The 22,935-nt window shown below is 68.2% G+C and carries 23 protein-coding genes, 3 tRNA genes and 1 pseudogene; 19 read left to right on the forward strand and 8 right to left on the reverse strand.

Features of this window, described 5'->3' with window-relative positions:
- Nucleotides 1–4: 4 nt before the first annotated feature.
- The 5 genes from TthTMY_RS00855 to TthTMY_RS00875 all read left to right on the forward strand — a co-directional run bounded on the left by TthTMY_RS00855 (nucleotide 5) and on the right by TthTMY_RS00875 (nucleotide 2,820).
- On the forward strand, nucleotides 5–1,075 hold the full coding sequence (locus TthTMY_RS00855) for a M20 family metallopeptidase (RefSeq protein ID WP_223903323.1): 1,071 nt from the start codon (nucleotides 5–7) through the stop codon (nucleotides 1,073–1,075).
- Nucleotides 1,060–1,296 carry a hypothetical protein gene (locus tag TthTMY_RS00860; protein WP_008632575.1) on the forward strand — a complete coding sequence of 79 codons (237 nt, stop codon included), beginning with the start codon at nucleotides 1,060–1,062 and terminating at the stop codon, nucleotides 1,294–1,296. The genes TthTMY_RS00855 and TthTMY_RS00860 overlap by 16 nt, the downstream gene beginning before the upstream one ends.
- Nucleotides 1,293–2,201 carry a glucokinase gene (locus tag TthTMY_RS00865; RefSeq protein ID WP_223903324.1) on the forward strand — a complete coding sequence of 303 codons (909 nt, stop codon included), beginning with the start codon at nucleotides 1,293–1,295 and terminating at the stop codon, nucleotides 2,199–2,201. The genes TthTMY_RS00860 and TthTMY_RS00865 overlap by 4 nt, the downstream gene beginning before the upstream one ends.
- Nucleotides 2,188–2,400: a DUF2905 domain-containing protein gene (locus TthTMY_RS00870; RefSeq protein WP_096411550.1), complete on the forward strand. Its 213-nt coding sequence runs from the start codon at nucleotides 2,188–2,190 to the stop codon at nucleotides 2,398–2,400. The genes TthTMY_RS00865 and TthTMY_RS00870 overlap by 14 nt, the downstream gene beginning before the upstream one ends.
- Nucleotides 2,401–2,562: 162 nt before the next feature.
- The gene (locus TthTMY_RS00875) at nucleotides 2,563–2,820 is read left to right on the forward strand and encodes a glutaredoxin family protein (protein ID WP_096411552.1); all 258 of its coding nucleotides are present in this window, start codon (nucleotides 2,563–2,565) and stop codon (nucleotides 2,818–2,820) included.
- On the opposite strand, the gene TthTMY_RS00880 is transcribed toward TthTMY_RS00875, so the two are convergent.
- Entirely contained in the window at nucleotides 2,796–3,308 is a 513-nt protein-coding gene (locus TthTMY_RS00880; protein WP_096411554.1) for a DinB family protein, read from the reverse strand. The two genes, TthTMY_RS00875 and TthTMY_RS00880, sit on opposite strands and share 25 nt — an antisense overlap.
- 53 nt (nucleotides 3,309–3,361) lie before the next feature.
- Between TthTMY_RS00880 and TthTMY_RS00885 the strand changes: the two genes are divergently transcribed.
- The 6 genes from TthTMY_RS00885 (at nucleotide 3,362) to TthTMY_RS00910 (ending at nucleotide 8,566) form a co-directional block, all read left to right on the forward strand.
- The gene (locus tag TthTMY_RS00885) at nucleotides 3,362–3,628 is read left to right on the forward strand and encodes a type II toxin-antitoxin system Phd/YefM family antitoxin (protein ID WP_096411556.1); all 267 of its coding nucleotides are present in this window, start codon (nucleotides 3,362–3,364) and stop codon (nucleotides 3,626–3,628) included.
- Nucleotides 3,625–4,062, forward strand: coding sequence for a type II toxin-antitoxin system VapC family toxin (locus TthTMY_RS00890; RefSeq protein ID WP_096411557.1), 438 nt, complete (start codon nucleotides 3,625–3,627; stop codon nucleotides 4,060–4,062). Before TthTMY_RS00885 ends, TthTMY_RS00890 begins: the two co-directional genes overlap by 4 nt.
- Before the next feature lie 7 nt (nucleotides 4,063–4,069).
- The gene (locus TthTMY_RS00895; protein ID WP_223903325.1) at nucleotides 4,070–4,855 is read left to right on the forward strand and encodes an enoyl-ACP reductase FabI; all 786 of its coding nucleotides are present in this window, start codon (nucleotides 4,070–4,072) and stop codon (nucleotides 4,853–4,855) included.
- 36 nt (nucleotides 4,856–4,891) lie between these two features.
- A complete protein-coding gene (gene ispG, locus TthTMY_RS00900) occupies nucleotides 4,892–6,112 on the forward strand; it encodes a flavodoxin-dependent (E)-4-hydroxy-3-methylbut-2-enyl-diphosphate synthase (RefSeq protein WP_223903326.1) in 1,221 nt (406 codons plus the stop codon).
- A complete protein-coding gene (gene tgt / locus TthTMY_RS00905) occupies nucleotides 6,112–7,269 on the forward strand; it encodes a tRNA guanosine(34) transglycosylase Tgt (protein ID WP_223903327.1) in 1,158 nt (385 codons plus the stop codon). Before ispG ends, tgt begins: the two co-directional genes overlap by 1 nt.
- A gap of 61 nt (nucleotides 7,270–7,330) precedes the next feature.
- Nucleotides 7,331–8,566, forward strand: a complete 1,236-nt coding sequence (locus TthTMY_RS00910) for a uracil-xanthine permease family protein (RefSeq protein WP_096411559.1) — start codon at nucleotides 7,331–7,333, stop codon at nucleotides 8,564–8,566.
- 73 nt (nucleotides 8,567–8,639) lie between these two features.
- Here the strand turns inward: TthTMY_RS00910 and TthTMY_RS00915 are convergent, their stop codons facing one another.
- Nucleotides 8,640–9,737 (reverse strand): AI-2E family transporter, encoded by a 1,098-nt coding sequence (locus TthTMY_RS00915; protein WP_223903328.1) that lies wholly within the window; start codon nucleotides 9,735–9,737, stop codon nucleotides 8,640–8,642.
- A 150-nt stretch (nucleotides 9,738–9,887) separates the two neighbouring features.
- On the opposite strand from TthTMY_RS00915, the gene TthTMY_RS00920 reads away from it, so the two are divergent.
- The 7 genes from TthTMY_RS00920 to TthTMY_RS00950 all read left to right on the forward strand — a co-directional run bounded on the left by TthTMY_RS00920 (nucleotide 9,888) and on the right by TthTMY_RS00950 (nucleotide 16,175).
- Complete coding sequence (locus TthTMY_RS00920; RefSeq protein WP_223903329.1) at nucleotides 9,888–11,714, forward strand: heme o synthase; 1,827 nt, start codon at nucleotides 9,888–9,890, stop codon at nucleotides 11,712–11,714.
- A 14-nt stretch (nucleotides 11,715–11,728) separates the two neighbouring features.
- The gene (coxB, locus tag TthTMY_RS00925; protein ID WP_096411561.1) at nucleotides 11,729–12,742 is read left to right on the forward strand and encodes a cytochrome c oxidase subunit II; all 1,014 of its coding nucleotides are present in this window, start codon (nucleotides 11,729–11,731) and stop codon (nucleotides 12,740–12,742) included.
- A 12-nt stretch (nucleotides 12,743–12,754) separates the two neighbouring features.
- On the forward strand, nucleotides 12,755–15,130 hold the full coding sequence (gene ctaD / locus TthTMY_RS00930; protein ID WP_223903330.1) for a cytochrome c oxidase subunit I: 2,376 nt from the start codon (nucleotides 12,755–12,757) through the stop codon (nucleotides 15,128–15,130).
- A gap of 44 nt (nucleotides 15,131–15,174) precedes the next feature.
- The gene (locus TthTMY_RS00935; RefSeq protein ID WP_096411563.1) at nucleotides 15,175–15,894 is read left to right on the forward strand and encodes a hypothetical protein; all 720 of its coding nucleotides are present in this window, start codon (nucleotides 15,175–15,177) and stop codon (nucleotides 15,892–15,894) included.
- 46 nt (nucleotides 15,895–15,940) lie between these two features.
- Nucleotides 15,941–16,016 (forward strand) — tRNA-Lys (locus TthTMY_RS00940).
- Between the two features lie 6 nt (nucleotides 16,017–16,022).
- A tRNA-Glu gene (locus tag TthTMY_RS00945) sits at nucleotides 16,023–16,097 on the forward strand.
- 1 nt (nucleotide 16,098) lies between these two features.
- Nucleotides 16,099–16,175, forward strand: a tRNA-Val gene (locus tag TthTMY_RS00950).
- A 77-nt stretch (nucleotides 16,176–16,252) separates the two neighbouring features.
- Here TthTMY_RS00950 and TthTMY_RS00955 read toward each other — a convergent pair.
- On the reverse strand, nucleotides 16,253–17,425 hold the full coding sequence (locus TthTMY_RS00955; protein ID WP_096411565.1) for a tyrosine-type recombinase/integrase: 1,173 nt from the start codon (nucleotides 17,423–17,425) through the stop codon (nucleotides 16,253–16,255).
- A gap of 78 nt (nucleotides 17,426–17,503) precedes the next feature.
- Nucleotides 17,504–19,096 carry an MBL fold metallo-hydrolase gene (locus tag TthTMY_RS00960; RefSeq protein WP_096411567.1) on the reverse strand — a complete coding sequence of 531 codons (1,593 nt, stop codon included), beginning with the start codon at nucleotides 19,094–19,096 and terminating at the stop codon, nucleotides 17,504–17,506.
- A gap of 82 nt (nucleotides 19,097–19,178) precedes the next feature.
- On the opposite strand from TthTMY_RS00960, the gene TthTMY_RS00965 reads away from it, so the two are divergent.
- Nucleotides 19,179–20,212 (forward strand): IS630 family transposase gene (locus TthTMY_RS00965; protein ID WP_096411568.1). Its coding sequence is split into 2 segments (ribosomal slippage): nucleotides 19,179–19,668 and nucleotides 19,668–20,212, totalling 1,035 coding nucleotides; the frame shifts between segments, so codons are not numbered across the junction.
- Nucleotides 20,213–20,214: 2 nt separating this feature from the next.
- Here TthTMY_RS00965 and TthTMY_RS00970 read toward each other — a convergent pair.
- From TthTMY_RS00970 to TthTMY_RS00985, 4 genes and pseudogenes are all read right to left on the reverse strand, one after another.
- Nucleotides 20,215–20,739, reverse strand: a pseudogene (locus tag TthTMY_RS00970) (IS200/IS605 family accessory protein TnpB-related protein); the annotation flags it as partial.
- A 114-nt stretch (nucleotides 20,740–20,853) separates the two neighbouring features.
- Nucleotides 20,854–21,414, reverse strand: a complete 561-nt coding sequence (hpt, locus tag TthTMY_RS00975) for a hypoxanthine phosphoribosyltransferase (protein ID WP_096411570.1) — start codon at nucleotides 21,412–21,414, stop codon at nucleotides 20,854–20,856.
- Complete coding sequence (locus TthTMY_RS00980; RefSeq protein WP_096411572.1) at nucleotides 21,411–22,118, reverse strand: pseudouridine synthase; 708 nt, start codon at nucleotides 22,116–22,118, stop codon at nucleotides 21,411–21,413. The genes hpt and TthTMY_RS00980 overlap by 4 nt, the downstream gene beginning before the upstream one ends.
- On the reverse strand, nucleotides 22,115–22,909 hold the full coding sequence (locus TthTMY_RS00985; protein WP_096411574.1) for an enoyl-CoA hydratase/isomerase family protein: 795 nt from the start codon (nucleotides 22,907–22,909) through the stop codon (nucleotides 22,115–22,117). The genes TthTMY_RS00980 and TthTMY_RS00985 overlap by 4 nt, the downstream gene beginning before the upstream one ends.
- Between the last annotated feature and the right edge of the window lie 26 nt (nucleotides 22,910–22,935).

The following is a 22,935-nucleotide window of genomic DNA, read 5'->3' on the forward strand; positions in this document are numbered from 1 at the left end:
GGGCGTGGACTGGGTCAGGCTCCTCTCCCGCCTCGTCCAGGCGGAAAGCCTCCCCGGGGAGGAAGGGGAGGCGGCGGGGCTCCTCCTCGAGGCCCTGAAGGGGATGGGCCTCGAGGCCACCCTGGACGAGGCGGGCAACGTGGAAGCCCTCCTCGGGGAGAAGGGGCCCGAGGTGGTCCTCACCGGGCACATGGACGTGGTGCCCGTGGGCGACCCTGCCCGCTGGCCCTACCCCCAGGGGGCCGTGGCCGAAGGGGCCCTTTGGGGCCGGGGGGCGGTGGACATGAAGGGGAGCCTGGTGGCCATGCTCCTCGCCCTGGAAACCCTGGCGCGGGGGGCCCTAAAGGGGCGGGTCCGCTTCCTCGCCGTGGTCCAGGAGGAGGTGGGGGGCCTCGGGAGCCGCTTCGCCGCGGAAAGGCTTTCCCCCCTGGCCTTCGTCCTGGGGGAGCCCTCCTCGGGGCGGCTCATGCGGGGGCACCGCGGGCGGGCGGAGGTGTGGGCCGACTTTGAGGGCAGGGAGACCCACGCCGCCCTCGCCGGGCCGGAAAACCCCCTCTTTGACCTAGGGGCCTACCTCCTCGCCCTCCAGGACCTCCCCTTGCCCCCCGGGGTGAAGCTCACCCCCACCCGGGTGGACACCTACCCCGGGGCCCGGAACCAGACCCCCGGGGTGGTGCGGCTCTACCTGGACGTGCGCTACGAGCCCGAGGCCGACCTGGACGGGCTCCTCGCCGCCTTGCGCACCCTGGGCCCGGCCTCGGTCTACCTGCCCGAGGAGGAGAGGGCCTCCGGGGAGGTGCGGATGACCCTCCCCGCCCTCTGGCCCCCCTACCGCCTCCCGGAGGACCACCCCCTGCTCCGCCGGGCTCTCCAGGCCCTGGGACAGGAGGAGGCGGGGCTTTGGCCCTTCACCACCGATGCCCCCTACCTCGGGGCCAAGGCCCCCGTCCTGGGCCTGGGCCCGGGGGACCCCGCCTTGGCCCACACCCCCATGGAGCACGTCCCCTTGCGGGCCGTGGAGGAGGCGGCCCAGGCCTACGTGCGGCTGGTGGAGGCCCTATGGAACGCCGCTTGATCGCAGGGAAACCCTACCGCAGGCTTCTCGTGGCCCCGAGGCCCGTGGCCGAGGGGATGAAGGCCCGCCTCGAGGCCCGGGGCCTCCCGGTCTACCTGGAAACCCCCTTCCCCGGCCTGCCCGAGGCGGCCACGGGCACCTACATGGGGGACGTGGCCCTGTACGTGCCCGAGGAGGTCCTGGGCGAGGCCGAGGCCCTTTTGCGGGAGGACGTGCCGTGAAGGTGGTGGGCCTGGACCTGGGCGGCACCAAGATCGCCGCCGGCGTCTTTGACGGAAAGAGGCTCCTCTCCAAGGTGGTCCTCCCCACGCCCAAGGAGGGCGGGGAGCGGGTGGCCGAGGCCCTGGCCGAGGCCGCGGAGCGGGCGGAGAAAGAGGCAGGGGTCCGGGGGGAGGCCATCGGCCTGGGGACGCCCGGCCCCCTGGACTTCCGCCGCGGGGTGATCCGCTTCGCCCCCAACATCCCGGGGGTCCAGGACTTCCCCATCCGCCGGATCCTGGAGGAGGCCACGGGAAGGCCCGTCTTCCTGGAAAACGACGCCAACGCCGCCGCTTTGGCCGAGCACCACCTGGGGGCGGCCCAAGGGGAGGAAAGCTCCCTCTACCTCACCGTCTCCACGGGGATCGGGGGCGGGGTGGTCCTTGGGGGAAGGGTGCTCCGGGGGGAGCGAGGACAGGGCGGGGAGCTCGGCCACCTGACCCTCCTCCCCGGGGGGCCCGCCTGCGGCTGCGGACTGGAGGGCTGCCTCGAGGCCCTGGCCGCGGGCCGCGCCCTGGAGCGGGAGGCCACCTACGCCTTCCAGCGCCCCGTGGACACGCGGGAGCTCTTCCGCCTCTTCCGCGACAAGGACCCCAAAGCGGAGCGCCTCGTCCTCCAGGCCGCCCGGTACGTGGGCATCGGCCTCGCCAGCCTGGTGAAGGCCTTTGACCCCGGGGTGGTGGTGGTGGGCGGGGGGCTCGCCCTGAACGCCCCCGAAGGCTACTGGGAGGCCCTGGAGGGGGCCTACCGCCGCTACCTCCAGGGCTGGGAGACCCCCCCCTTGCGGAAGGCCCGCCTGGGAGCCGAGGCCGGGCTTCTGGGCGCAGCCCTCACCGCCTACCTGGAGGTGAAGGATGGAAGCGGGTAAGGTCCTGGTCTACGCCGGAGCCTTCCTTCTTCTCCTCGGACTCCTCCTCCTCTACTTCCCCAAGCTCTTCGCCTGGTTCGGCCACCTGCCCGGGGACATCCGCATTGAGCGGGAGGGCCTAAGGGTGTACATCCCCATCACCTCCGCCCTCCTCCTCTCCCTCCTCCTCTCCCTCCTCCTCAACCTTTTCCGCCGCTAGCCGGTGGAAGGCGAGGGTGAAGGCCGCGACCACGGGGCCCCGAAGCCCGAGGGTAAGGGGCCCCCGCCTCATCGGGAGGGCGTAGCGGAACAGGGGGGCCAGGCCCCCTCTACCGGACGTTCCGCCTTGAACCCCGGCGGACCGCCTTATACCCTTAGGGGTATGGTGCGGCTCTACGGCATCCCCGGCTGCGGTCCCTGCGAGATCGTGAAGATGTTCCTGGCCCAGAAGGGCATCCCCTTCCAGTTCGTGAACGCCCGGCAGGACCCGGAAGCCGCCCGAAAGATCGCCGAGCTCGTGGGAAGCCCCACCGCCGGGGTGGTCCTGGAGTGGAACGGAAAGGTGGAGGCCATCCGGGGGGTATCCCCGGCGCGCCTCAACGCCTGGCTCGCCCGCTACCTGGAGGACCAGGCCTCCTGAAGGGCCCTCAGGTGGTGGGCCTCGTGGTAGGCGGCGGCCCTGAGCCAGCCCAAGGGGTTCAGCTCCCCGAAGAAGGGGTGGGGAAAGGTGGCGGGGTTTTGGGGGTCGGACTTTCCCGCCTCTTCCAGGAGGAAAGCCCGGGTCCTGTCCAGAAGGGCCAGGACCTCCTCCAGGGAAAGGCCCCCTTTGGGCCGCACCCCCTCGGGGGCCTGGGGCTTGCCGTCCTTGAACTCCCCGGGCTTCACGGAAACGGGGGGCAGGTTCTCCCCGGCCGCAAGGCGCCTTAAGCGCCTCAGGACCCGGGCGGTGGAGTCCTCCACCAAGGCCACGTGCTCCGCCACCATGAGGGGGGTCCAGGCCCCTTCCCGCAAGGGGGCGGAAAGCCAAGCGGGGTCCGCCCCCCGAAGCAGGGCGAGGAGGGCCTTGCGGCTTTCCTCAAGCCGCCACAGGGCCTCTTCCCAAGGGCCATAGTCCTCTAGCCGGACCATGCCTCAGTGTAAACCAGCCTAACAGGCCCTTTTTTTCTGGCTATAATGGACACATGCGGACCGTCTCGGTGAGCGAGGCCAAAAACCGCCTCTCCGAGCTCCTCCGTCAGGTGCAGGCGGGGGAGGAGGTCCTCATCCTGGACCGGGGGGTGCCCGTGGCCCGCCTCAGCCCGGCCCTGGGCCCTTCAGGGCTTCTTCGGCTTGAGCGCCAAGGCCTCCTCCGGCGGGGAAAGGGAAGGCCCAACCTGGAAGACCTTCCCCTTCCTACCCCCAAGGAGAGCGTCCTCCGCGCCCTCCTGGAGGAGCGTGAAGAGGGATGAGGTTCTGGGACACCTCGGCCCTCGTTCCCCTTTTGGTGCGGGAAGCCGCCACGCCCTGGGCCGAAAGCCTCCTCGCCGAGGACGGGGAGATGGTGGCGGCCTGGATCACGGAGGCGGAGGCCGCTTCGGCCCTGGCCCGGAGGCGGCGGGAAGGAGGCCTGAAGGACCAAGACCACGCGTTGGCCTTGAAGCGCCTTCGTAGGCTCAAGGCCGCCTGGCACGAGGTTCTTCCCACGGAAAGGGTGCGCCGGGAGGCCCTCCGCCTCCTCCAGGCCCATCCCTTGAGAACCCTGGACGCTCTTCAGCTGGCCTCCCTCTTGGTGGCGGCCGAGGGGGACCCAGAAGCCTTGCCCCTGGTGACCCTGGACGAACGGCTTGCCCTGGCGGCCTCCTTGGAAGGCGTTTTCGTGTTGGGCCCCTCGCCTTCGGTATAATCCCCCCATGCTCACCGTGGACCTTTCGGGCAAAAAGGCCCTGGTCATGGGGGTCACCAACCAGCGGAGCCTAGGCTTCGCCATCGCCGAGAAGCTCAAGCAGGCGGGGGCGGAGGTGGCCCTAAGCTACCAGGCGGAAAGGCTCCGCCCGGAGGCGGAAAAGCTCGCCGAGGCCTTAGGGGGCGCCCTCCTCTTCCGGGCGGACGTGACCCAAGACGCGGAGCTGGACGCCCTCTTCGCCGGGGTGAGGGAGGCCTTTGGGGGGCTAGACTACCTGGTCCACGCCATCGCCTTCGCCCCCCGGGAGGCCATGGAGGGGAGGTACCTGGACACGCGGCGCCAGGACTGGCTTTTGGCCCTCGAGGTCTCCGCCTACTCCCTGGTGGCCGCCGCCCAAAGGGCGGAGCCCCTCCTCCGGGAAGGCGGCGGGATCGTCACCCTCACCTACTACGCCAGCGAGAAGGTGGTGCCCAGGTACAACGTCATGGCCGTCGCCAAGGCGGCCCTCGAGGCCAGCGTCCGCTACCTGGCCTATGAACTCGGGCCCAAGGGCGTGCGGGTGAACGCCATCTCCGCGGGGCCCGTGCGCACCGTGGCCGCGAGGAGCATCCCCGGCTTCACCAAGATGTACGACCGGGTGGCCCAGACCGCCCCCCTCAGGCGGAACATCACCCAGGAGGAGGTGGGCAACCTCGGCCTCTTCCTCCTCTCCCCCCTGGCGAGCGGCATCACCGGGGAGGTGGTCTACGTGGACGCGGGCTACCACATCATGGGGATGGAGCTGGAAGGGTAGCCCGCCCCCCCTTTTACCCACCGGGCCTCGGCTAGCATGGAGGGGATGAGGCGACCTACCCCCACGGTCTATGTGGGCCGCGTCCCCATAGGGGGCGCCCACCCCATCGCCGTGCAGTCCATGACCAACACCCCCACCCGGGACGTGGAGGCCACCGCCGCCCAGGTCCTGGAGCTCTACCGGGCGGGAAGCGAGATCGTCCGCCTCACGGTGAACGACGAGGAGGCGGCCAAGGCCGTGCCCGAGATCAAGCGGAGGCTCCTCGCCGAGGGGGTGGAGGTGCCCCTGGTGGGGGACTTCCACTTCAACGGCCACCTCCTCCTGCGCAAGTACCCGAAGATGGCCGAGGCCCTGGACAAGTTCCGCATCAACCCGGGCACCCTGGGCCGGGGGCGGCACAAGGACGAGCACTTCGCCGAGATGGTCCGCATCGCCATGGACCTAGGGAAGCCCGTGAGGATCGGGGCCAACTGGGGAAGCCTAGACCCCGCCCTCCTCACGGAGCTCATGGACCGAAACGCCAAGCGCCCTGAGCCCAAAAGCGCCCACGAGGTGGTCCTCGAGGCCCTGGTGGAAAGCGCCGTGCGCGCTTATGAGGCCGCCTTGGAGATGGGCCTTGGCCCGGACAAGCTCGTCCTCTCCGCCAAGGTCTCCAAGGCGCGCGACCTGGTGTGGGTCTACCGGGAGCTCGCCCGCCGCACCCAAGCCCCCCTCCACCTGGGCCTCACCGAGGCGGGGATGGGGGTGAAGGGGATCGTGGCCTCGGCCGCCGCCTTGGCCCCCCTCCTCCTGGAGGGCATCGGGGACACCATCCGGGTCTCCCTTACCCCGGCCCCGGGCGAGCCCCGCACCAAGGAGGTGGAGGTGGCCCAGGAGATCCTCCAGGCCCTGGGGCTTCGCGCCTTCGCCCCCGAGGTGACGAGCTGCCCGGGGTGCGGCCGCACCACCAGCACCTTCTTCCAGGAGCTCGCCGAGGAGGTCTCCCGCCGCCTCAAGGAAAGGCTTCCCGAGTGGAGGGCCCGCTACCCCGGGGTGGAGGAGCTCAAGGTGGCGGTGATGGGCTGCGTGGTGAACGGCCCCGGGGAGAGCAAGCACGCCCACATCGGCATCTCCCTCCCGGGGGCGGGGGAGGAGCCCAAGGCCCCGGTCTACGCCGACGGCAAGCTCCTCACCATCCTCAAGGGGGAGGGCATCGCCGAGGAGTTCCTTAGGCTCGTGGAGGACTACGTCAAGGCCCGCTTCGCCCCCAAGGCCTGATGGACCCCTTCCGCTTCCAGGTGGAGGCCCGGGCGGGCAGGGCCCGCGCAGGGAGGCTTTCCACCCCCCACGGGGCGGTGGAGACCCCCCTCTTCATGCCCGTGGGCACGGCGGGCTCGGTGAAGGGCCTCATGCCCAAGGACCTGAAGGCCATCGGAAGCCAGGTCCTCCTTGCCAACACCTACCACCTCCTCCTCCGCCCGGGCCCGGAAAGGGTGAGGGCCCTCGGGGGGCTTCACGGCTTCGCCGGGTGGGAAGGCCCCTGGCTCACGGACTCCGGGGGCTTCCAGGTGATGAGCCTCGGGCACCTGCGCCGCATTGACGAGGAGGGGGTGGTCTTCCAAAGCCACCTGGACGGGCGGCTCATCAAGCTCACCCCGGAAAGGAGCATCGCGGTGCAGGAGGCCTTGGGGGCCGACCTCATCATGGCCTTTGACGAGTGCCCCCCCTACCCTTCCCCCCGGGAGTACCTTCAGGCCTCCCTGGAGCGCACCCTCCGCTGGCTGGAGCGGAGCCTCGAGGCCAAGACCCGGCCCGACCAGGCCCTCTTCGGCATCGCCCAGGGGGGGACGGAGCCAGATTTAAGGCGCCGCTCCACCCTGGAGACGATCCGGTTTGACCTCCCGGGCTACGCCATCGGGGGCCTGGCCGTGGGGGAGCCCAAGGAGGCCATGTTCGCCATGGTGGAGCTCTCCACCCGCCTCCTCCCCGAGGACCGCCCCCGCTACCTCATGGGGGTCGGCCACCCCGAGGACCTGGTGGCGGCCATGGGGCTTGGGGTGGACCTCTTTGACTGCGTCTACCCCACCCGCACGGGCCGCTTCGGGAGCGCCCTGGTGCCGGAGGGGCGGCTCAACCTGAAAAACGCCCGTTTTCTGGAGGACAAGCGCCCCCTGGAGGAGGGGTGCGACTGCTACACCTGTAAGACCTTTAGCCGCGCCTACCTCGCCCACCTGGTGCGGGCCGGGGAGATGCTCGGGGGGATCCTCCTCTCCCTCCACAACCTGCGCCACCTCCACCGCCTCACCGAGGCCGCCCGGGAGGCCATCCGCGAGGGGCGCTACGGGGACTTCGCCCGGGAGTTCGCAAGGAGGCGCTTCGGCCGGGAGGTGCCCGCCTGGTTCCGCGAGGCCCTGGCCGCCGGGGGGCACTGGTAGCCCCGGCAAGAGGCTCCTTGGGGTTTACCGGACCTGGAGGACCGAATACAATCTCCCCAGTATGACGCCAAGGCACCTTATCCTGGGCCTCCAGCACACGGTGGCCATGTTCGGGGCCACGGTCCTGGTCCCCCTCCTCACCGGCCTCAACCCGGCCGTGGCCCTTTTCACCGCCGGGGCGGGCACCCTGGTCTTCCACCTGGTCACGGGGCGGATGGTCCCCGTCTTCCTGGGCTCCAGCTTCGCCTTCATCGCCCCCATCCTGGCGGCCAAGGAGGCGGGCTTCTCCCTAGCCGCCATCGGGGGCGGGATCGCGGCCGCGGGGCTCGTCTACGCCCTCTTCGCCCTCCTCGTCCTCCTCATCGGCTCCGAAAGGGTGCGCCGGGTCTTCCCCCCGGTGGTCACGGGCCCCGTGATCGTGGTCATCGGCCTCACCCTGGCCCCCGTGGCGGTGCAGATGGCGGCCAAGGACTGGCTCCTCGCCGTCTTCACCTTCTTGGGGGCCGTGGCGAGCGCCGTCTTCTTCCGGGGGCTTTTCCAGATGATCCCGGTGCTCGTGGGGGTGGGGGCGGGCTACCTCCTCGCCCTCCTCCTCGGCCGGGTGGACCTCTCCCCCGTGCGGGAGGCTCCCTGGTTCGGCCTACCCGCCTTCACCCCGGCCACCTTAGAGTGGGGGGCGGTATTCCTCATCGCCCCCGTGGCCTTCGTCACGGTGATGGAGCACATCGGGGACATCCTCACCAACGGCCGGGTGGTGGGGAAGGACTTCTTCGCCAAGCCCGGCCTCCACCGCACCCTCCTCGGGGACGGGCTCGCCACGAGCCTCGCCGGGCTCTTGGGCGGCCCCGCCAACACCACCTACTCGGAGAACACCGGGGTCCTGGCGGTGACCAAGGTCTATGACCCCCTGGTCCTGCGCATCGCCGCGGTCTTCGCCATACTGCTCTCCTTCTCCCCCAAGCTCGCCGCCCTCCTCCAGACCCTGCCCCAGGGGGTCTTGGGCGGCATCTCCATGCTCCTTTTCGGCATGATCGCCTCCATCGGCATCCGCACCCTGGCGGAGGCGGAGATTGACTTCACCCATAGCCGCAACCTCATCGTGGTCTCGGCCATCCTGGTCCTGGGCCTGGGCGGGGCCGTGGCCCAGCTGGGCACGGTCCAGGTGGCCGGGGCGGCGGTGCCCCTCAAGGTGAGCGGCATGGCCCTGGCCGCCCTGGTGGGCGTGGTGCTGAACCTGGTCCTGCCCCAAAAGCTGGAGCCAGCGGAGCTCACCGCGGGGGAGGAGCGGCTTCCCTGAGCCACCCCGTGCGGGCCCAAGCCCGCACGGGGGCCCCGGCCAAAGGGCCTCGCTTCTGGCCCGGCCGAGCGGATCAGCCCTCGCGGTAGAAGCGGCTTCCCTTGTAGTAGTCCTCGAGGACCACCTTGAGAAAGGCGGCCGCGGGGACGGCGAGGAGGGCCCCCCAGAGGCCGAAGAGGGTGCCTCCCGTAAGGATGGCGGCGATGGCGGTGACGGGGTGGAGGCGGGTGGCCCGTCCCACGATGAGGGGCCCGAGGACGTGGGCCTCCAGCTGGTTGACCACCACCATGACCAAAAGGGCCAAGGCCGCCTTCCCTACCCCCCCGGTGGCGGCGAGGAGGAGGGCCGGCACCCCCGAGACCACCACCCCCACGAAGGGGATGAGGTTGAAGACCCCGGCCAAAAACCCCAGGCTCGCCGCCAGGGGCACCCCCACGAGCCAAAACCCCAGCCCCACGAGAAACCCCACGCAAAGGGCCACCAAAAGCTGCCCCCGCACGTAGCCGCCCACGCTGGCGTTGAGCTTGGCGGCGAGGTCTTGGGCCAGGGGCTGGTAGGGCTCGGGGAAGACGGCGAGGGCCGCCCGGCCCAGGCGGGGAAGGTCGTAAAGGAAGTAGACGGAGAGGATCAAGGCGGTGAAGAGCTGGAAAACCCCGCCGAGGAGGGAGGTGAAAAACCCGAGGAGGCTTCCCCCCTGGGCCAGAAGCCCCTGGAGCCAGCGGACGAGGGCCTCCAAAAAGCCCTGGAGGAGGCCCCGGAGGTTGCGGGTGAGCTCCTCCAGGACGGGCCTCAAGCTTTCGGGGACGGGCACGGCCTGGGTCCGGTCGGGCAGGGCCACGAGCCAGGCCAAGAGGGGGTCCAGAAGCCGGGGCAGGTCCCGGGCCAGGCGGGAAAGCTCCACCACCGTCTGGGCGGCGAGGAAGGAGGCCAGGGCGAGGAAGAGGCCGAGGAGCAGGTAGACGAGGAGCACCCCGACCGCCCGCGGCAGACGGCGCCTTTCCAGGGCTTGGACCAAGGGGTGGACGAGGTAGGCGAAGGCGAAGGCGGCGAGGAGCACGGAAAGGGCGGGCCAGGCCCGCGCCACCAAAAGGAAGAGGCCGTAGAAGAAGAGGAGGTAGGCGGCGACCCGCACGTACGGGTTCTCCCAGACCTTGAGGAAGGCCTCGCGCATGGCCCATTCTTACACCAGCCCCGGGGGGCTTGTGCCATAGGGGTGGCGGGTATTACCCTGGGTGGGGTATAGCGGGGGTAAGGGACAAATGTACCCACCCACGCAGAGGGTCCCTGTGGCAGAATGGGAGCCGCTGACGGGAGCGTAGGGATGAAGACCCCTGCTTGGTCCAGACTCGCCGGCTACGCCTGGGGCGTCCTCCTCTGGAACGTCCTCGTGGCCCTCTTCGGGGCCTACGTGCGGGCCACGGGCTCGGGGGCGGGGTGCGGCTCCCACTGGCCCACCTGCAACGGGGAGGTGATCCCCCGCGCGCCTCAGGTGGAGACCCTCATTGAGTTCACCCACCGGGCCACCTCGGGCCTGGCCTTCCTCTCCGTCCTCGCGCTTTTCCTCTGGGCGCTCCGGGCCTTCCCCAAGGGGCACCCGGCCCGCTTCGGCGCCGGGCTTGCCCTCCTCTTCATGGTTACGGAGAGCCTGGTGGGGGCCTCCTTGGTCCTCTTCGGCTGGACGGCGGACAACGTAAGCCCTGAGAGGGCCGTGGTCCAGATGGTCCACCTGGTTAACACCTACTTCCTCCTCGCCGCCCTGGCCCTCACCGCCTGGTGGGCCTCCAGGGGAGCCCCCTTGCGCCTTCGGGGACAGGGGGCCGTGGGGCTCGCCCTCTTCCTCGGGCTTCTCGCCCTCCTCTTCCTGGGGATGAGCGGGGCGGTCACCGCCTTGGGGGACCTCCTTTTCCCGGTGCGGAACACCCTCGAGGCCCTGGAGCGCTCCCTGACCCCGGGCGAGCACTTCCTCGTGCGCCTCAGGGTCCTCCACCCCCTGATCGCCGTAAGCGTGGGGCTTTACGTGGTCTTCGCCGGCTTCTTGGTGGCCCACCTGCGCCCCTCCCCCCTTGGCCGGCGGCTGGCCCAGGCCCTGGCCTACCTCTACGGGGTCCAGCTTTTGGCGGGGCTCGTGAACGTGGCCCTGAAGGCCCCGGTCTGGATGCAAATCCTCCACCTCCTCCTGGCCTACGCCATCTGGCTCCTCTTCGTCCTCCTCGCCGCCTCCGCCTTGGAGCGGGGGGCCAGGCGGGTGGAGCTTGGGGAGGGCGGGGCGGAGGTCCACCGGGGCACGGGCGGGGCCACCTGGCGGGACTACCTCGCCCTCACCAAGCCCCGGGTGATCAGCCTCCTCCTCTTCACCGCCCTCTTCGGTGCCCTCATCGCCGCCAAGGGCTGGCCCGGCCTCGGGGTCTTTCTCGCCGTGGCCCTAGGGGGGTACATGATGGCCGGGGCGGCCAACGCCATCAACATGGTGGTGGACCGGGACATTGACGCCCGCATGAAGCGGACCGCCAAGCGCCCCACCGTGACCCAGCGGGTCTCCAGCCGGGACGCCCTCCTCTTCGCCTTCGCCCTCGCCGTCTTGGGGTTCGCCGTCCTCTGGTGGGGGGCGAACCTCCTCGCCGCCACCCTCGCCCTCATGGGCCTCATCTGGTACGTGCTGGTCTACACCCTCTACCTCAAGCGGCGCACCTGGCACAACATCGTCATCGGCGGGGCCGCTGGGGCCTTCCCGCCCCTCGTGGGCTGGGCCGCGGTCACCGGGGAGCTCAGCCTCTTCGCCTGGTACCTCTTCGCCCTCATCTTCTTCTGGACGCCGGTGCACTTCTGGGCCCTGGCCCTCATGATCCAGGACGACTACCGGGCGGTGGGCGTGCCCATGCTCCCCGTGGTCCTGGGGGAGCGGGCCACGGTGATCCAGATCGCCCTCTACGCCCTCCTCACCGCCCTGATCTCCCTGATGCCCCTCTTCCTCGGGGAGCTCGGCCTCCTCTACCTCGCAGCAAGCCTCCTCCTCAACGCCCTTCTCCTTCTGAAAAGCCTGGCCCTCTACCGCCGGCCCGAGCGGAGGACCGCGGTTTCCCTGTATAAATACTCCATGCTCTACCTGGCCCTGCTCTTTGCGGCCATGGCGGTAGACCGGGCAGTGTAAAGGGAGGTAACGGGATGCGGAGAAGCTTCGCGGCGCTAGGTCTTTGGGGTCTGTCCCTGGCCCAGGAGGCCCACCGGGTGGCCATCACCCACCCCGGGGGCTCCTTCAACCAGGAGGTGGCCTTCCTCTTCCCCTGGGTCTACTTCTTCTCCTTCCTGATCTTCCTGGTGGTGGCCGGGTCCTTGGCGTACGTCACCTGGAAGTTCCGGGCAAGGCCTGAGGACCAGGAGGAACCTCCTCAGATCCACGGGAACGACCGCTTGGAGGTCATCTGGACCTTGATCCCCTTGGCCATCGTCTTCATCCTCTTCGGGCTCACGGCCAAGGCCCTCATCCAGGTGAACCGGCCCATCCCCGGGGCCATGAAGGTGGAGGTCGTTGGTTACCAGTTCTGGTGGGACTTCCACTACCCCGAGCTCGGCCTGCGCAACTCCAACGAGCTCGTCCTCCCCGCCGGGGTGCCCGTGGAGCTGGAGATCACCTCCAAGGACGTGATCCACTCCTTCTGGGTGCCGGGCCTCGCCGGGAAGCGGGACGCCATTCCGGGACAAACGACCCGGATCTCCTTTGAACCCAAGGAGCCCGGCCTCTACTACGGCTTCTGCGCTGAGCTTTGCGGGGCGAGCCACGCCCGCATGCTCTTCCGCGTCGTGGTCCTCCCCAAGGAGGAGTTTGACCGCTTCGTGGAGGCGGCCAAGGCCTCCCCGGCCCCCGTGGCCGACGAACGGGGCCAGCAGGTCTTCCAGCAGAACTGCGCCGCCTGCCACGGCGTGGCCCGGAGCATGCCCCCCGCGGTCATCGGGCCCGAGCTTGGGCTTTGGGGGAACCGCACGAGCCTGGGGGCGGGCATCGTGGAGAACACCCCGGAAAACCTCAAGGCCTGGATCCGGGACCCCGCGGGGATGAAGCCTGGGGTGAAGATGCCCGGCTTCCCCCAGCTCTCCGAGGAGGACCTGGACGCTTTGGTGCGCTACCTGGAGGGGCTCAAGGTGGAAGGGTTTGACTTCGGGGCCCTGCCCAAGTTCTAAGGGAGGTGCGGGATGGCGATCACGGCAAAGCCGAAAGCGGGAGTTTGGGCGGTCCTTTGGGACCTGCTCACCACGGTGGACCACAAGAAGATCGGCCTCATGTACACGGCCACGGCCTTCTTCGCCTTCGCCTTGGCAGGGGTTTTCTCCCTCCTCATCCGCACCCAGCTGGCCGTGCCCAACAACCAGTTCCTCACCGGGGAGCAGTACAACCAGATCCTCACCCTGCACGGGGCCACCATGCTCTTCTTCTTCATCATCCAGGCCGGGCTCACCGGCTTCGGCAACTTCGTGGTGCCCCTGATGCTGGGGGCGAGGGACGTGGCCCTCCCCCGGATCAACGCCTTCAGCTACTGGGCCTTCCTGGGGGCCATCGTCCTCGCCCTCATGAGCTACTTCTTCCCCGGCGGGGCCCCGGCGGTGGGCTGGACCTTCTACTACCCCTTCTCCGCCCAATCGGGAAGCGGGGTGGACTTCTACCTGGCGGCCATCCTCCTTCTGGGCTTCTCCAGCCTCCTCGGCAACGCCAACTTCGTGGCCACCATCTACAACCTCCGGGCCCAGGGGATGAGCCTCTGGAAGATGCCCATCTACGTCTGGAGCGTCTTCGCCGCCAGCGTCCTCAACCTCTTCTCCCTGGCGGGGCTCACCGCGGCCAGCCTCCTGGTGCTTCTGGAGCGGAAGATCGGCCTCTCCTGGTTCAACCCGGCCGTGGGCGGGGACCCCGTCCTCTTCCAGCAGTTCTTCTGGTTCTACTCCCACCCCACGGTCTACGTGATGCTCCTCCCCTACCTCGGCATCCTCGCCGAGGTGGCCTCCACCTTCGCCCGGAAGCCCCTCTTCGGGTACAAGCAGATGGTCTGGGCCCAGATGGGCATCGTGGTCCTGGGGACCATGGTCTGGGCCCACCACATGTTCACCGTGGGCGAGTCCACCCTCTTCCAGATCGCCTTCGCCTTCTTCACCGCCCTCATCGCCGTGCCCACGGGGGTCAAGCTCTTCAACATCATCGGCACCCTCTGGGGCGGGAAGCTGCAGATGAAGACCCCCCTCTACTGGGTTTTGGGCTTCATCTTCAACTTCCTCCTGGGAGGGATCACGGGGGTCATGCTCTCCATGACCCCCCTGGACTACCAGTTCCACGACTCCTACTTCGTGGTGGCCCACTTCCACAACGTCCTCATGGCGGGCTCCGGCTTCGGGGCCTTCGCCGGGCTTTACTACTGGTGGCCCAAGATGACGGGCCGGATGTACGACGAGAGGCTGGGCCGGCTCCACTTCTGGCTCTTCCTCGTGGGCTACCTCCTCACCTTCCTGCCCCAGTACGCCCTGGGCTACCTGGGGATGCCCCGGCGCTACTACACCTACAACGCCGACATCGCCGGCTGGCCCGAGCTCAACCTCCTCTCCACCATCGGCGCCTACATCCTGGGCCTGGGCGGGCTGGTCTGGATCTACACCATGTGGAAGAGCCTTCGCTACGGCCCCAAGGCCCCCGATAACCCCTGGGGCGGCTACACCCTGGAGTGGCTCACCGCCTCGCCCCCCAAGGCCCACAACTTTGACGTGAAGCTTCCCGCCGAGTTCCCCTCCGAAAGGCCCCTCTACGACTGGGCGAAGAAGGGGGTGGAGCTCAAGCCCGAGGACCCGGCCCACATCCACCTGCCCAACAGCTCCTTCTGGCCCTTCTACTCCGCGGCCACCCTCTTCGCCTTCTTCGTGAGCGTGGCCGCCTTGCCCGTGCCCAACGTCTGGATGTGGGTCTTCCTCGCCCTCTTCGCCTACGGCCTGGTGCGCTGGGCCCTGGAGGACGAGTACAGCCACCCGGTGGAGCACCACACGGTCACGGGCAAGTCCAACGCCTGGATGGGGATGGCCTGGTTCATCGTCTCCGAGGTGGGCCTCTTCGCCATCCTCATCGCGGGCTACCTCTACCTGCGCCTCTCCGGGGCGGCCACGCCCCCTGAGGAACGGCCCGCCCTGTGGCTCGCCCTCCTCAACACCTTCTTCCTGGTGAGTTCCTCCTTCACCGTGCACTTCGCCCACCACGACCTCAGGCGGGGCCGGTTCAACCCCTTCCGCTTCGGGCTTCTCGTCACCATCCTCCTGGGCGTCCTCTTCTTCCTGGTGCAGTCCTGGGAGTTCTACCAGTTCCACAGCCACTCCAGCTGGCAGGAGAACCTTTGGACGGCGGCCTTCTTCACCATCGTGGGCCTCCACGGCCTGCACGTGGTGATCGGGGGCTTCGGCCTGATCCTCGCTTACCTGCAGGCCCTTAGGGGCAAGATCACCCTCCATAACCACGGCACCCTCGAGGCCGCCAGCATGTACTGGCACCTGGTGGACGCCGTCTGGCTGGTGATCGTCATCCTCTTCTACGTCTGGTAGCCAAGAAGGCCCCAAAGCCCCCCGCCTAGGCGGGGGGCTTTGCTATGAAAAGGGGAGGGATGCGGCTTTTGGTGGTGGACTTTGACTACTTCTTCCCCGTGCCCCAAGACCCCAAGGACCCCTTGGCCCCCCTCTTCGCCTGGGCCCACTTTGAGACCCCCTACTACCTCCTCGAGGCCTGGGAGGAGCGGGCCCTGGCCTTCCTCCTCCGGGGGCTTCCCCTGCCCGAGGCCCGGGGTTGGGAAGGATTTTGGGGGCGTTTCGGCTTCGCGCGGGAAGCGGTGCTCTACTACGCCGAAAGCAACGCCCTCGCCTTCCACCCCAAGGTGCGCCGGGGCGTGGAGGAGGTGGTCCTCTTTGACGCCCACCACGACGCGGGCTACCGCCCCTTGGGGGAGGAGCCCGCCTGCGACGACTGGATGGTCTTCTACCACCGCCTGGGGGCGAGGCTTCGGGTCTACTACCCCCCCTGGCGGGACCCTTCCTTGGAGCCCGAGCCAAGGGTGCCCGTGGCCCGGGAAGTGGACCCCGGGGGGAGGGTGGAAGGGGTGTTCCACCGCGTCTTCCTCTGCCGGAGCGGGGCCTGGGTGCCTCCCTGGGCCGACCCCGGCTTCTTCGCCTTCCTGGAGGAAGCTCCCCTGCCCAAGGTGGCCCTCGAGGCCCTCCTTCCCAGGCCCTTTTCCCTGGAGACCCTGAAGCGGCGGGTGGCCCTCGAGGGGTTCGGCTTGCGCTTCATGGAGCGCCTGAGAGGCAGGGCCGGCTAAGCGGTGGACAACCCTCTCCCCTTGGCCTATAATCACAAAGGCTATTGGGCCGTTAGCTCAGCTGGCAGAGCAACCGACTTTTAATCGGTAGGTCGCAGGTTCGAATCCTGCACGGCCCACCAAGCCGAGGCCCCATCGTCTAGCGGTTAGGACGCGGCCCTCTCAAGGCCGAGGCGGGGGTTCGACTCCCCCTGGGGTCACCACGGGCGGCTAGCTCAGCTGGCCAGAGCACTCGCCTTACAAGCGAGAGGTCAGAGGTTCAAATCCTCTGCCGCCCACCATGATGGAAACCCAAAACTCCCCGCCTCGGAAGTGAGGCGGGGAAACCCATTTATGGCAGTTTTTATGGCAGTTGGCCTCAAGCCTGGGGCCGGGGCTGCGAACCCTTGAGCAGGGCCTCCAGGTCCAGGACGTAGCCTCGCCGCTCCTCCTCCAGGAGATGGCGGTAGATCCCTAGGGTGACGTTGGGGCTGGCATGGCCGAGCCGCTCGCTCACCACTTCCAGGGGAATGCCGCGGGAGAGGGCCAAGGTAGCCCAGGTGTGCCTCAAGTCGTGCACCCTCACCTTCCCTAGCCCTGCCCTTTGGGCCAGGCGGCGGAGGTAGTGGTTGAAGGCATCGGGGTCAAAGGGCCGGTCCCCGCCAAAGAGAAAGGTCTCCTCAAGTTCCCTGGGGGTCAGCCGTTCCAGGAGCTCCTCCCGCAGGGTCCGAAGGCGTTCCCCAAGACCAGGGGGCAAGGGGACGATCCGTTTGGCCGCCCGGGTCTTGGGGGAGGTGAAGCTTCCCTTGCCGTTCACCTTGACCCAAGCCCGCCAGACCCGAAGCTCTCCCCGCTCCAGGTCCACGTCCTTCCACTGCAAGGCCAGGGCTTCCCCCCTGCGGAGTCCGGTCTCCAGGACCAGACGGAGCAAGAGGGCCATCTCCCGGCTCCGGGACCGGTCGGCTTCCCCGAGCAGCTGCTCGATCTCCCAGGGTTCCAAAGCCCGAGCGGCCTTTTCCCCCTCCGGCAGACGGAGCTTGAGCCCTTCCGCGGGATTGCGGACAAGGAGTTCCAGGGCCACGGCCTCCCGAAAGAGGGCCTTGAGCCGGGTGTAGACCTTCCGCACCGTTCGGGGGGCGTAGCCTTCCCTCACCCGGTTCAGGACCTCCTGCAGGTGAAGGGGCTTCACTTCCTGGAGCCTCAGGGAGCCGAACGGATCCGGCTGGTTGGGGTCTTTCAGGGAAGGAATCGCATAGGCCAACTCCAGGCGGGCGAGCCGGAGGGAGTTTGGCCTCAGGCCCTCGGCCTCCAGCTGCTTGAGGTAGTGCAAGGCAAACTCCCGGACCGTGGCCCGGCTGGGAACGGCCAGGAGGCCTTTATGCCGCTGGCTCACCAACTCGGCCCGCAACGCCTCGGCCTCCCGCCTGGTGTCCGCGTACTTGACCACACGGGCCGTCTTTCCCGTGGCCTCCTCGACCCAACGGACCTCCACCACCCACTTGTTCAGCCGCCGGTTGAAGTAAACGCTCCCTCCTCCTCTGCCTCGGGCCATGTCGGGACCCCCTAGGGGGATTCTGCTTCATCCCCGGCCTTCTGGTCTAGCCCGATCAAGATGGCAGGGCCGTCCCCTTCACTCCGCCAACAGGACCTTGACCTCGTCCCCTACGAGCTCCAGCCACCGCTCGGGTTGCTCGGTGTGCACCGGCAAAAGGTACCTGGGTTTGAGACGGCGCACCATCTCCAGGAGAAACCCTTCGGGGGCATGACCGGAGGTGTGGAAGGGGTTGCCCACTTCCCCTGCGTTTGAGGGGAGTTTGGCAAGGTCTTCTGGGTAAAGCCGAAAATCCAAGGCCGCGAGCCATTGGAGGAGCACCTTGAGGTCAAGGATCTGCTCTTGGTCCGCCCAGTAGGAGTTGCTGAAGACGTAGATTCCCGTCCGGGAGGGCCTGCCCAAGTCCCTTTCCATGAGGCGGAAGTCCAGGAGGCGGTTGACCTCGTAGAACCCGAAGGCTAGCACGTACGCCTCAGGGCCCTTTGCGATCTCCTCTAGGGTGATGGCATCAACCCTTCCATCGTCCCAAACCGCCTCCTCCCACCCTGGCCTGCGGCCCTTGCCCTCCCGAAGCACCTTGACCCGCGAAAGAACATCGCTCCAGGTGGTCTCGGCTTCGGAGAGGGCCATGAGGAGGTAGGCGTCCTTGGGGGTGACCACCAGCTTGCGTCCCAGGCTTTCCCCTACCTCCAGGGTAGAGAGAAGGCGTTCCAGGTTGCGAGGGGCAAAATCCACCGCGACGGGGGCATCGGGGTGTCCCTTGAGCAGTCGGTGGAGGGCCTCTTTCACATCCATCTCGGTGTAGGTCTTGGAGTCCCGCCCTAGCCGAGTCCCTTCCGTGATGAGCAGGAAAACCTCCTTGTCCTCCAGGTTCTGTAGGAAGTCCTCCGTCTTTTGTCCCCAGTGCCCGTGGCGGCGCAGGTCCCCGGTGTACACCACCAGACCCTCGGGCGTGTCTAGAGCAAAGGCACAGGCTCCGGGGATGGAGTGGTCCACGGGGAAAGCCTTCACCCGGAAAGGGCCTAAATCGAGGGGATCAGGAGCTCCTTCCCAAAGGAAGCCTTCCAAGGCCTTGGTCTTGGCGGGTGAGGCTTGGGGGAAGTGGGACAGCTGTCCGTGGAGAAGACGGAAGGGACGGCGGAGGTAGCTCTTGCCCTTGGCGGCAAGGACACCCTCATTGGGATCCAGGATGCGGGGGTTCAAGTAGGCGGCTTCCCCGTCAAGGCCCACCTGCGAAGCGTCCTGCATGGCTTTAGCTATGGCGGCTGTGGCCGCGGTGGCCACTACGGGAAGGTCCCTACGCAAATAGGCCACCGCGCCAGAATGGTCCAAGTGGGCATGGGTGAGGAGGAGGGCTAGGACCTTTTCCCCGTCCAGTTGCGCCTTCAGGAGACTCCTCTCTCGGGGGGAGGGGAAAAGGGTGTCGTCGTTTCCGTCCCGGTAAAGACCAGGGATAGGGGGTAGAAGGCCTAAGAAGAGAAGGTCCCGCAAGCCCAAGCCTGAGCGAGGGGTGAGGAATTCGGTGAAGTGGTTTCCCCAACGGGCGAAGGCCTTGCCAAAATCCAGAAGCAAAGATCCAGCCTCTGTGTCCAGAAGGATTTGGTTGCCGCCAATTTCGCGGTAGCCCCCGAATATGTGGACCTTTAGGGCACCCAGGTCGAGGGATTTCATAGGCCCCACCTTCCCTGAAAGGAGTGTACCGGGACTTCCTGTGAAAGCGGCAGGTTAAGTGCCAATCCTTTATCATCTCAACATGGCAGCCCCCCTTCGGATCCAGCTGACCCCTGAGGAGGACCGGCTCCTCCTGGAGCTCTCCCTGGACCCAAGGACCCACAAGAAGACCCGCCTGTGGGCCATGATGGTCCGCCTGGCGGCCCAGGGCTGGACCGCCCCAAAGATCGCCCAGCACTTCCACAAGGACCGCACCACCGTCTACCTCGTCCTCAGGCGCTTCCTGAGGGAGGGCCTCCAAGGCCTCGTCTACCGCAAACCCCCGGGAGCCCCCAGGAAGTTCACCCCGGAGATGGCCGCCTTCGTGGAGGAGAAACTGGCGGAAGATCGGGTCTGGACCGCCCCGCAACTTGCGGAGGCCATAGCCGAGCGCTTCGGGGTCCGCCTGGCCCCCAAGGTGGTGGCCCGGCACCTCAGGGCCATGGGGTATGTGTGGAGACGGACGCGGTACGTGCCCAGGGGTAGACCGGAGGCGGAAGAGGTGGAAGCCTTTGTGAAGGAGGAAGAGGAGGCAAAAAGGGGGCTCAGGAGGGGGTGATGGAGGTGGGGTACTTGGACGAGAGCGGGTTTGCCCTGACCCTGCCTCCCACGTACGCCTGGTGCCGGAGGGGGGAGGCGAAGGGGGTGCCGCGGGCGTGGGGCAAGGAGGGGCGGGTGAACGTGGTGGGGCACCTGGTGCGGGGCCGGGAGGGGGAGCGGCTTTTCTTTGCCCTTTTGGAGGGGCCGGTGCGGTGGGAGGTGGTGCGGGGGTATCTGGACCGGGTGGCCGAGGGGTTGACCAAGCCCCTGAAGGTTTTCCTGGACAACGCGCCTTTCCACCGGTCCCGTGGGGTGGAGGGGAGGAGGGGGGTGTGGCGAGGGCGGGGGCTGGAGGTGGCCTACCTGCCGCGGTACAGCCCCCATTTGAACCCCATGGAGAACATCTGGCGGCGGGTGAAGGGGTTTTTGATGCCGAGGCGGCACTACGGGAGCCTTGAAGAGCTGAAGGACGCGGTAGTGCAGGCCCTAAAGGCCCTGGGGGGTGTGGAGTTGAAAATCTTGGAGGAGGGCACTTAGCTCCCGTCCCCAAGGTTGATCCGGAGCCGCAAGGCCCCGTCTTCCACGAGAAGCCTCAGGTTGAGGTTGCCGCCTTTAGTCTTGTCTCCCCGGGAGTAGAGGAGGCCTTGCCTCCTCTCCCTCCACTCCCGCTTGAGCTCCCTCAGGGGCTTGCCCGATAGGTGTCTGCGCTTGAGCTGTTGGAAGAGCTTTCTCCCCCCGAAGACCACCTTCCGGGGGTCTTCTCCTCTCTCCCTGGCAGAGTCCAGGACGGCTTGGGCCTTCAGGATCGCGTCGTCGGCGTAGCGGGTGTTGAGGCGGAAGGAGGTGCAGAGGAAACCGTCTGCCCGTTTAAGCTCCTCTCTGGTCTGACCTTCCAGAAGGCGGTTGTAGGCGTAGCGCACCCCAGCGGAGAAGCGGCGCATGAGGTCCAGGGTGGCCTTGTGGTCCTCTTCAGAAGGGAAGAGGAGAAGCGCTTGGACTCCGGTGAAGGCCTTCGCCCTCTCCTTTGAGGTGCGCTCCCGCGCGGCTTTAGGCTTGGCCTTCACCTGGGGCCTCCTGGGAGGGAGTATACCCGTCTGTGGGCTTTACATTGGGGGAGTTCGCTAGGGTGAGGTGCCGCAAAGCGGGAGCGTTTGAGCGTCAGGGTGAAGTAGGGTGCGTTATGTTTCAGCCATCTGCATCTCTTCCGGGCGGATGGAGGTGATGAAGGGCAGGTTGCGGTCAAACTGGGCCCGGTCCAGGCCGTAGCCGTAGACGTAGGCGTCCTCAATCTCAAAGCCCAGGTAGTGGATGGGCACCTCCACCTGGCGGCGGCTGGGCTTGGAGAGGAGGGCGGCCACGCGGACGGAGGCGGGCTTCCGGGCCTCGAGGTAGTCCAGGAGGTAGGCGAGGGTGAGCCCCGTGTCCACGATGTCCTCCACCACGATCACGTCCCGGCCGTGGATGGGAAGGCGGAGGTCCTTCAGGAGCTCCACCTCCCCGCTTGTTTTAAAGGCGTTCCCGTAGGAGCTGATGGCGATGAAGTCCAGGGTGAGGGGGAGGGGGATGGCCCGCACCAGGTCGGCCATGAAGATGAAGGCCCCGTTCAGGACGCAGACGAGGTGGGGGGTCTTGCCCTGGTAGTCCCGGGCGATCTCCCCCCCGAGCTCCTCCACCCGCTTCCTTATGGCCTCGGCGCTGATCTGCACGGGTCCGTTGCCCGGCGTGAACATGCCCTTCATTCTAGCCCCACGAGCCGGAGGAGGGCCTTGACCTCCTCCTCGGAAAGCCTCCGCCACTTCCCGGGGGGAAGGTCCCCCAGGCGGACGGGCCCCACCTGGAGCCTCAGGAGGCGCCGCACGGGGTAGCCCACCCTCTGGAGCATCCGCCGCACCTCCCGCTTACGCCCTTCCGCGAGGACGAGGACCGCCCCCCCGGGGGCCGGGCGGCAGGCGAGGGCCCGGGCGGGGCCGTCCTCGAGGTCCACGCCCAAGAGGAGCCTCCTGCACACCTCCTTGGGCAGCGTTCCCCCCTCGGTCCACACCCGGTAGACCTTCCGCACCCCGAAGCGGGGGTGGGTGAGGCGGTGGGTGAGGTCGCCGTCGTTGGTGAAGAGGAGGAGGCCCTCGGAGTCCCGGTCCAGGCGGCCTATGGGGTGGAGGCCGGGGATCTTGGGGAGGAGGTCAAAGACGGTGCGCCGGGCGTGGGGGTCGCGGCGGGTGGTGGTGTACCCCTTGGGCTTGTTTAGGGCGAGGACCACCCGCTCTTGGGGGGGTTCCACCCGCTTCCCGTCCACCTCCACGAGGTCCTCGGGCCCCACCTTCTGGCCGAGGACCGCCACCTCCCCGTTCACCCGCACCCGCCCCTGGCGGATGAGGTCCTCCGCCTTGCGGCGGCTCGCCACCCCGGCCCGGGCGAGGAAGGCCTGGAGGCGAAAGGGCTTCATGGGAAGCGGGGAGGGCGCTTCTCCTTGAGGGCCTTTAGGCCCTCCTCCAGCTCCTTCCCGGAGAACCCCAGGAACTCCAGGGCCAAGGAGAGCTCAAAGTGGGGGAGGAAGCTCCGGTACCAGTGGTTTAGGGCGTGCTTGGTGTGGTGGAGGGCCTCCTTGGGGCCTTGGGCGAGCCTCTCCGCCACCTCGAGGGCCTTCTCGTAGACCCTTTCGTCCTCCACCGCCAAGGCCACGAGGCCCAGGCGCTCCGCCTCCTCCCCCGTGAGGGGCTCGTTCAGGAGGAGGTGGTACTTGGCCTTGGCCATGCCCACCATGAGGGGCCAGAGGAGGACGGCGTGGTCCCCCGCGGCCACCCCCAGGCGCAGGTGGCCGTCAAGAAGCCTGGCGCCCTTGCCCACCACCGCGATGTCGGCGGCGAGGGCCAAAGCGAGCCCCGCCCCCACCGCCACCCCCTCCACCGCCGCCACCACGGGCCTCGGGAAGTTGAGGGGCCCGAGCACGAGGTCCCTGGCCTCCCAGAAGACCCGGAGGAGGGCCTCGCGGGAGGCCCGCATCTCCTCAATGAGGCCGAAGGAGCCCCCGGCGGAGAAGACCCCGCCCTCGCCCCGAAGGAGCACGGCCCTTACGCCCTCCACCGCCTCGAGGTCCCGCCACACCCGGGCCAGGGCCCGGTGGAGGGCAGGGGGCATGGCGTTGAGCTTCTCCCCGCGGAAGGTGATCTCCAGGACGCCGGGCCTCGGCCAGGCGAAGGCGAGCCCCGGGTAGCGGGCTTCCAAAGAGGCCAGCATACCGCCATTCTATGCCCTCCGGTGAT

Origin of the sequence: Thermus thermophilus, from assembly GCF_019974155.1 — a bacterium.
In the GTDB taxonomy this organism is placed as follows: Bacteria; Deinococcota; Deinococci; order Deinococcales; family Thermaceae; genus Thermus; species Thermus thermophilus_C.

Excerpts from the sequence above, each read along its gene's own strand:
- TthTMY_RS00860 (WP_008632575.1), top strand. The coding sequence starts at position 1,060 with ATGGAACGCCGCTTGATCGCAGGGAAACCCTACCGCAGGCTTCTCGTG.
- TthTMY_RS00870 (WP_096411550.1), top strand. The coding sequence starts at position 2,188 with ATGGAAGCGGGTAAGGTCCTGGTCTACGCCGGAGCCTTCCTTCTTCTC.
- TthTMY_RS00875 (WP_096411552.1), top strand. The coding sequence starts at position 2,563 with ATGGTGCGGCTCTACGGCATCCCCGGCTGCGGTCCCTGCGAGATCGTG.
- TthTMY_RS00880 (WP_096411554.1), bottom strand. The coding sequence starts at position 3,308 with ATGGTCCGGCTAGAGGACTATGGCCCTTGGGAAGAGGCCCTGTGGCGG.
- TthTMY_RS00885 (WP_096411556.1), top strand. The coding sequence starts at position 3,362 with ATGCGGACCGTCTCGGTGAGCGAGGCCAAAAACCGCCTCTCCGAGCTC.
- TthTMY_RS00890 (WP_096411557.1), top strand. The coding sequence starts at position 3,625 with ATGAGGTTCTGGGACACCTCGGCCCTCGTTCCCCTTTTGGTGCGGGAA.
- TthTMY_RS00895 (WP_223903325.1), top strand. The coding sequence starts at position 4,070 with ATGCTCACCGTGGACCTTTCGGGCAAAAAGGCCCTGGTCATGGGGGTC.
- ispG (WP_223903326.1), top strand. The coding sequence starts at position 4,892 with ATGGAGGGGATGAGGCGACCTACCCCCACGGTCTATGTGGGCCGCGTC.
- tgt (WP_223903327.1), top strand. The coding sequence starts at position 6,112 with ATGGACCCCTTCCGCTTCCAGGTGGAGGCCCGGGCGGGCAGGGCCCGC.
- TthTMY_RS00910 (WP_096411559.1), top strand. The coding sequence starts at position 7,331 with ATGACGCCAAGGCACCTTATCCTGGGCCTCCAGCACACGGTGGCCATG.
- TthTMY_RS00915 (WP_223903328.1), bottom strand. The coding sequence starts at position 9,737 with ATGCGCGAGGCCTTCCTCAAGGTCTGGGAGAACCCGTACGTGCGGGTC.
- TthTMY_RS00920 (WP_223903329.1), top strand. The coding sequence starts at position 9,888 with ATGAAGACCCCTGCTTGGTCCAGACTCGCCGGCTACGCCTGGGGCGTC.
- coxB (WP_096411561.1), top strand. The coding sequence starts at position 11,729 with ATGCGGAGAAGCTTCGCGGCGCTAGGTCTTTGGGGTCTGTCCCTGGCC.
- ctaD (WP_223903330.1), top strand. The coding sequence starts at position 12,755 with ATGGCGATCACGGCAAAGCCGAAAGCGGGAGTTTGGGCGGTCCTTTGG.
- TthTMY_RS00935 (WP_096411563.1), top strand. The coding sequence starts at position 15,175 with ATGAAAAGGGGAGGGATGCGGCTTTTGGTGGTGGACTTTGACTACTTC.
- TthTMY_RS00955 (WP_096411565.1), bottom strand. The coding sequence starts at position 17,425 with ATGGCCCGAGGCAGAGGAGGAGGGAGCGTTTACTTCAACCGGCGGCTG.
- TthTMY_RS00960 (WP_096411567.1), bottom strand. The coding sequence starts at position 19,096 with ATGAAATCCCTCGACCTGGGTGCCCTAAAGGTCCACATATTCGGGGGC.
- hpt (WP_096411570.1), bottom strand. The coding sequence starts at position 21,414 with ATGAAGGGCATGTTCACGCCGGGCAACGGACCCGTGCAGATCAGCGCC.
- TthTMY_RS00980 (WP_096411572.1), bottom strand. The coding sequence starts at position 22,118 with ATGAAGCCCTTTCGCCTCCAGGCCTTCCTCGCCCGGGCCGGGGTGGCG.
- TthTMY_RS00985 (WP_096411574.1), bottom strand. The coding sequence starts at position 22,909 with ATGCTGGCCTCTTTGGAAGCCCGCTACCCGGGGCTCGCCTTCGCCTGG.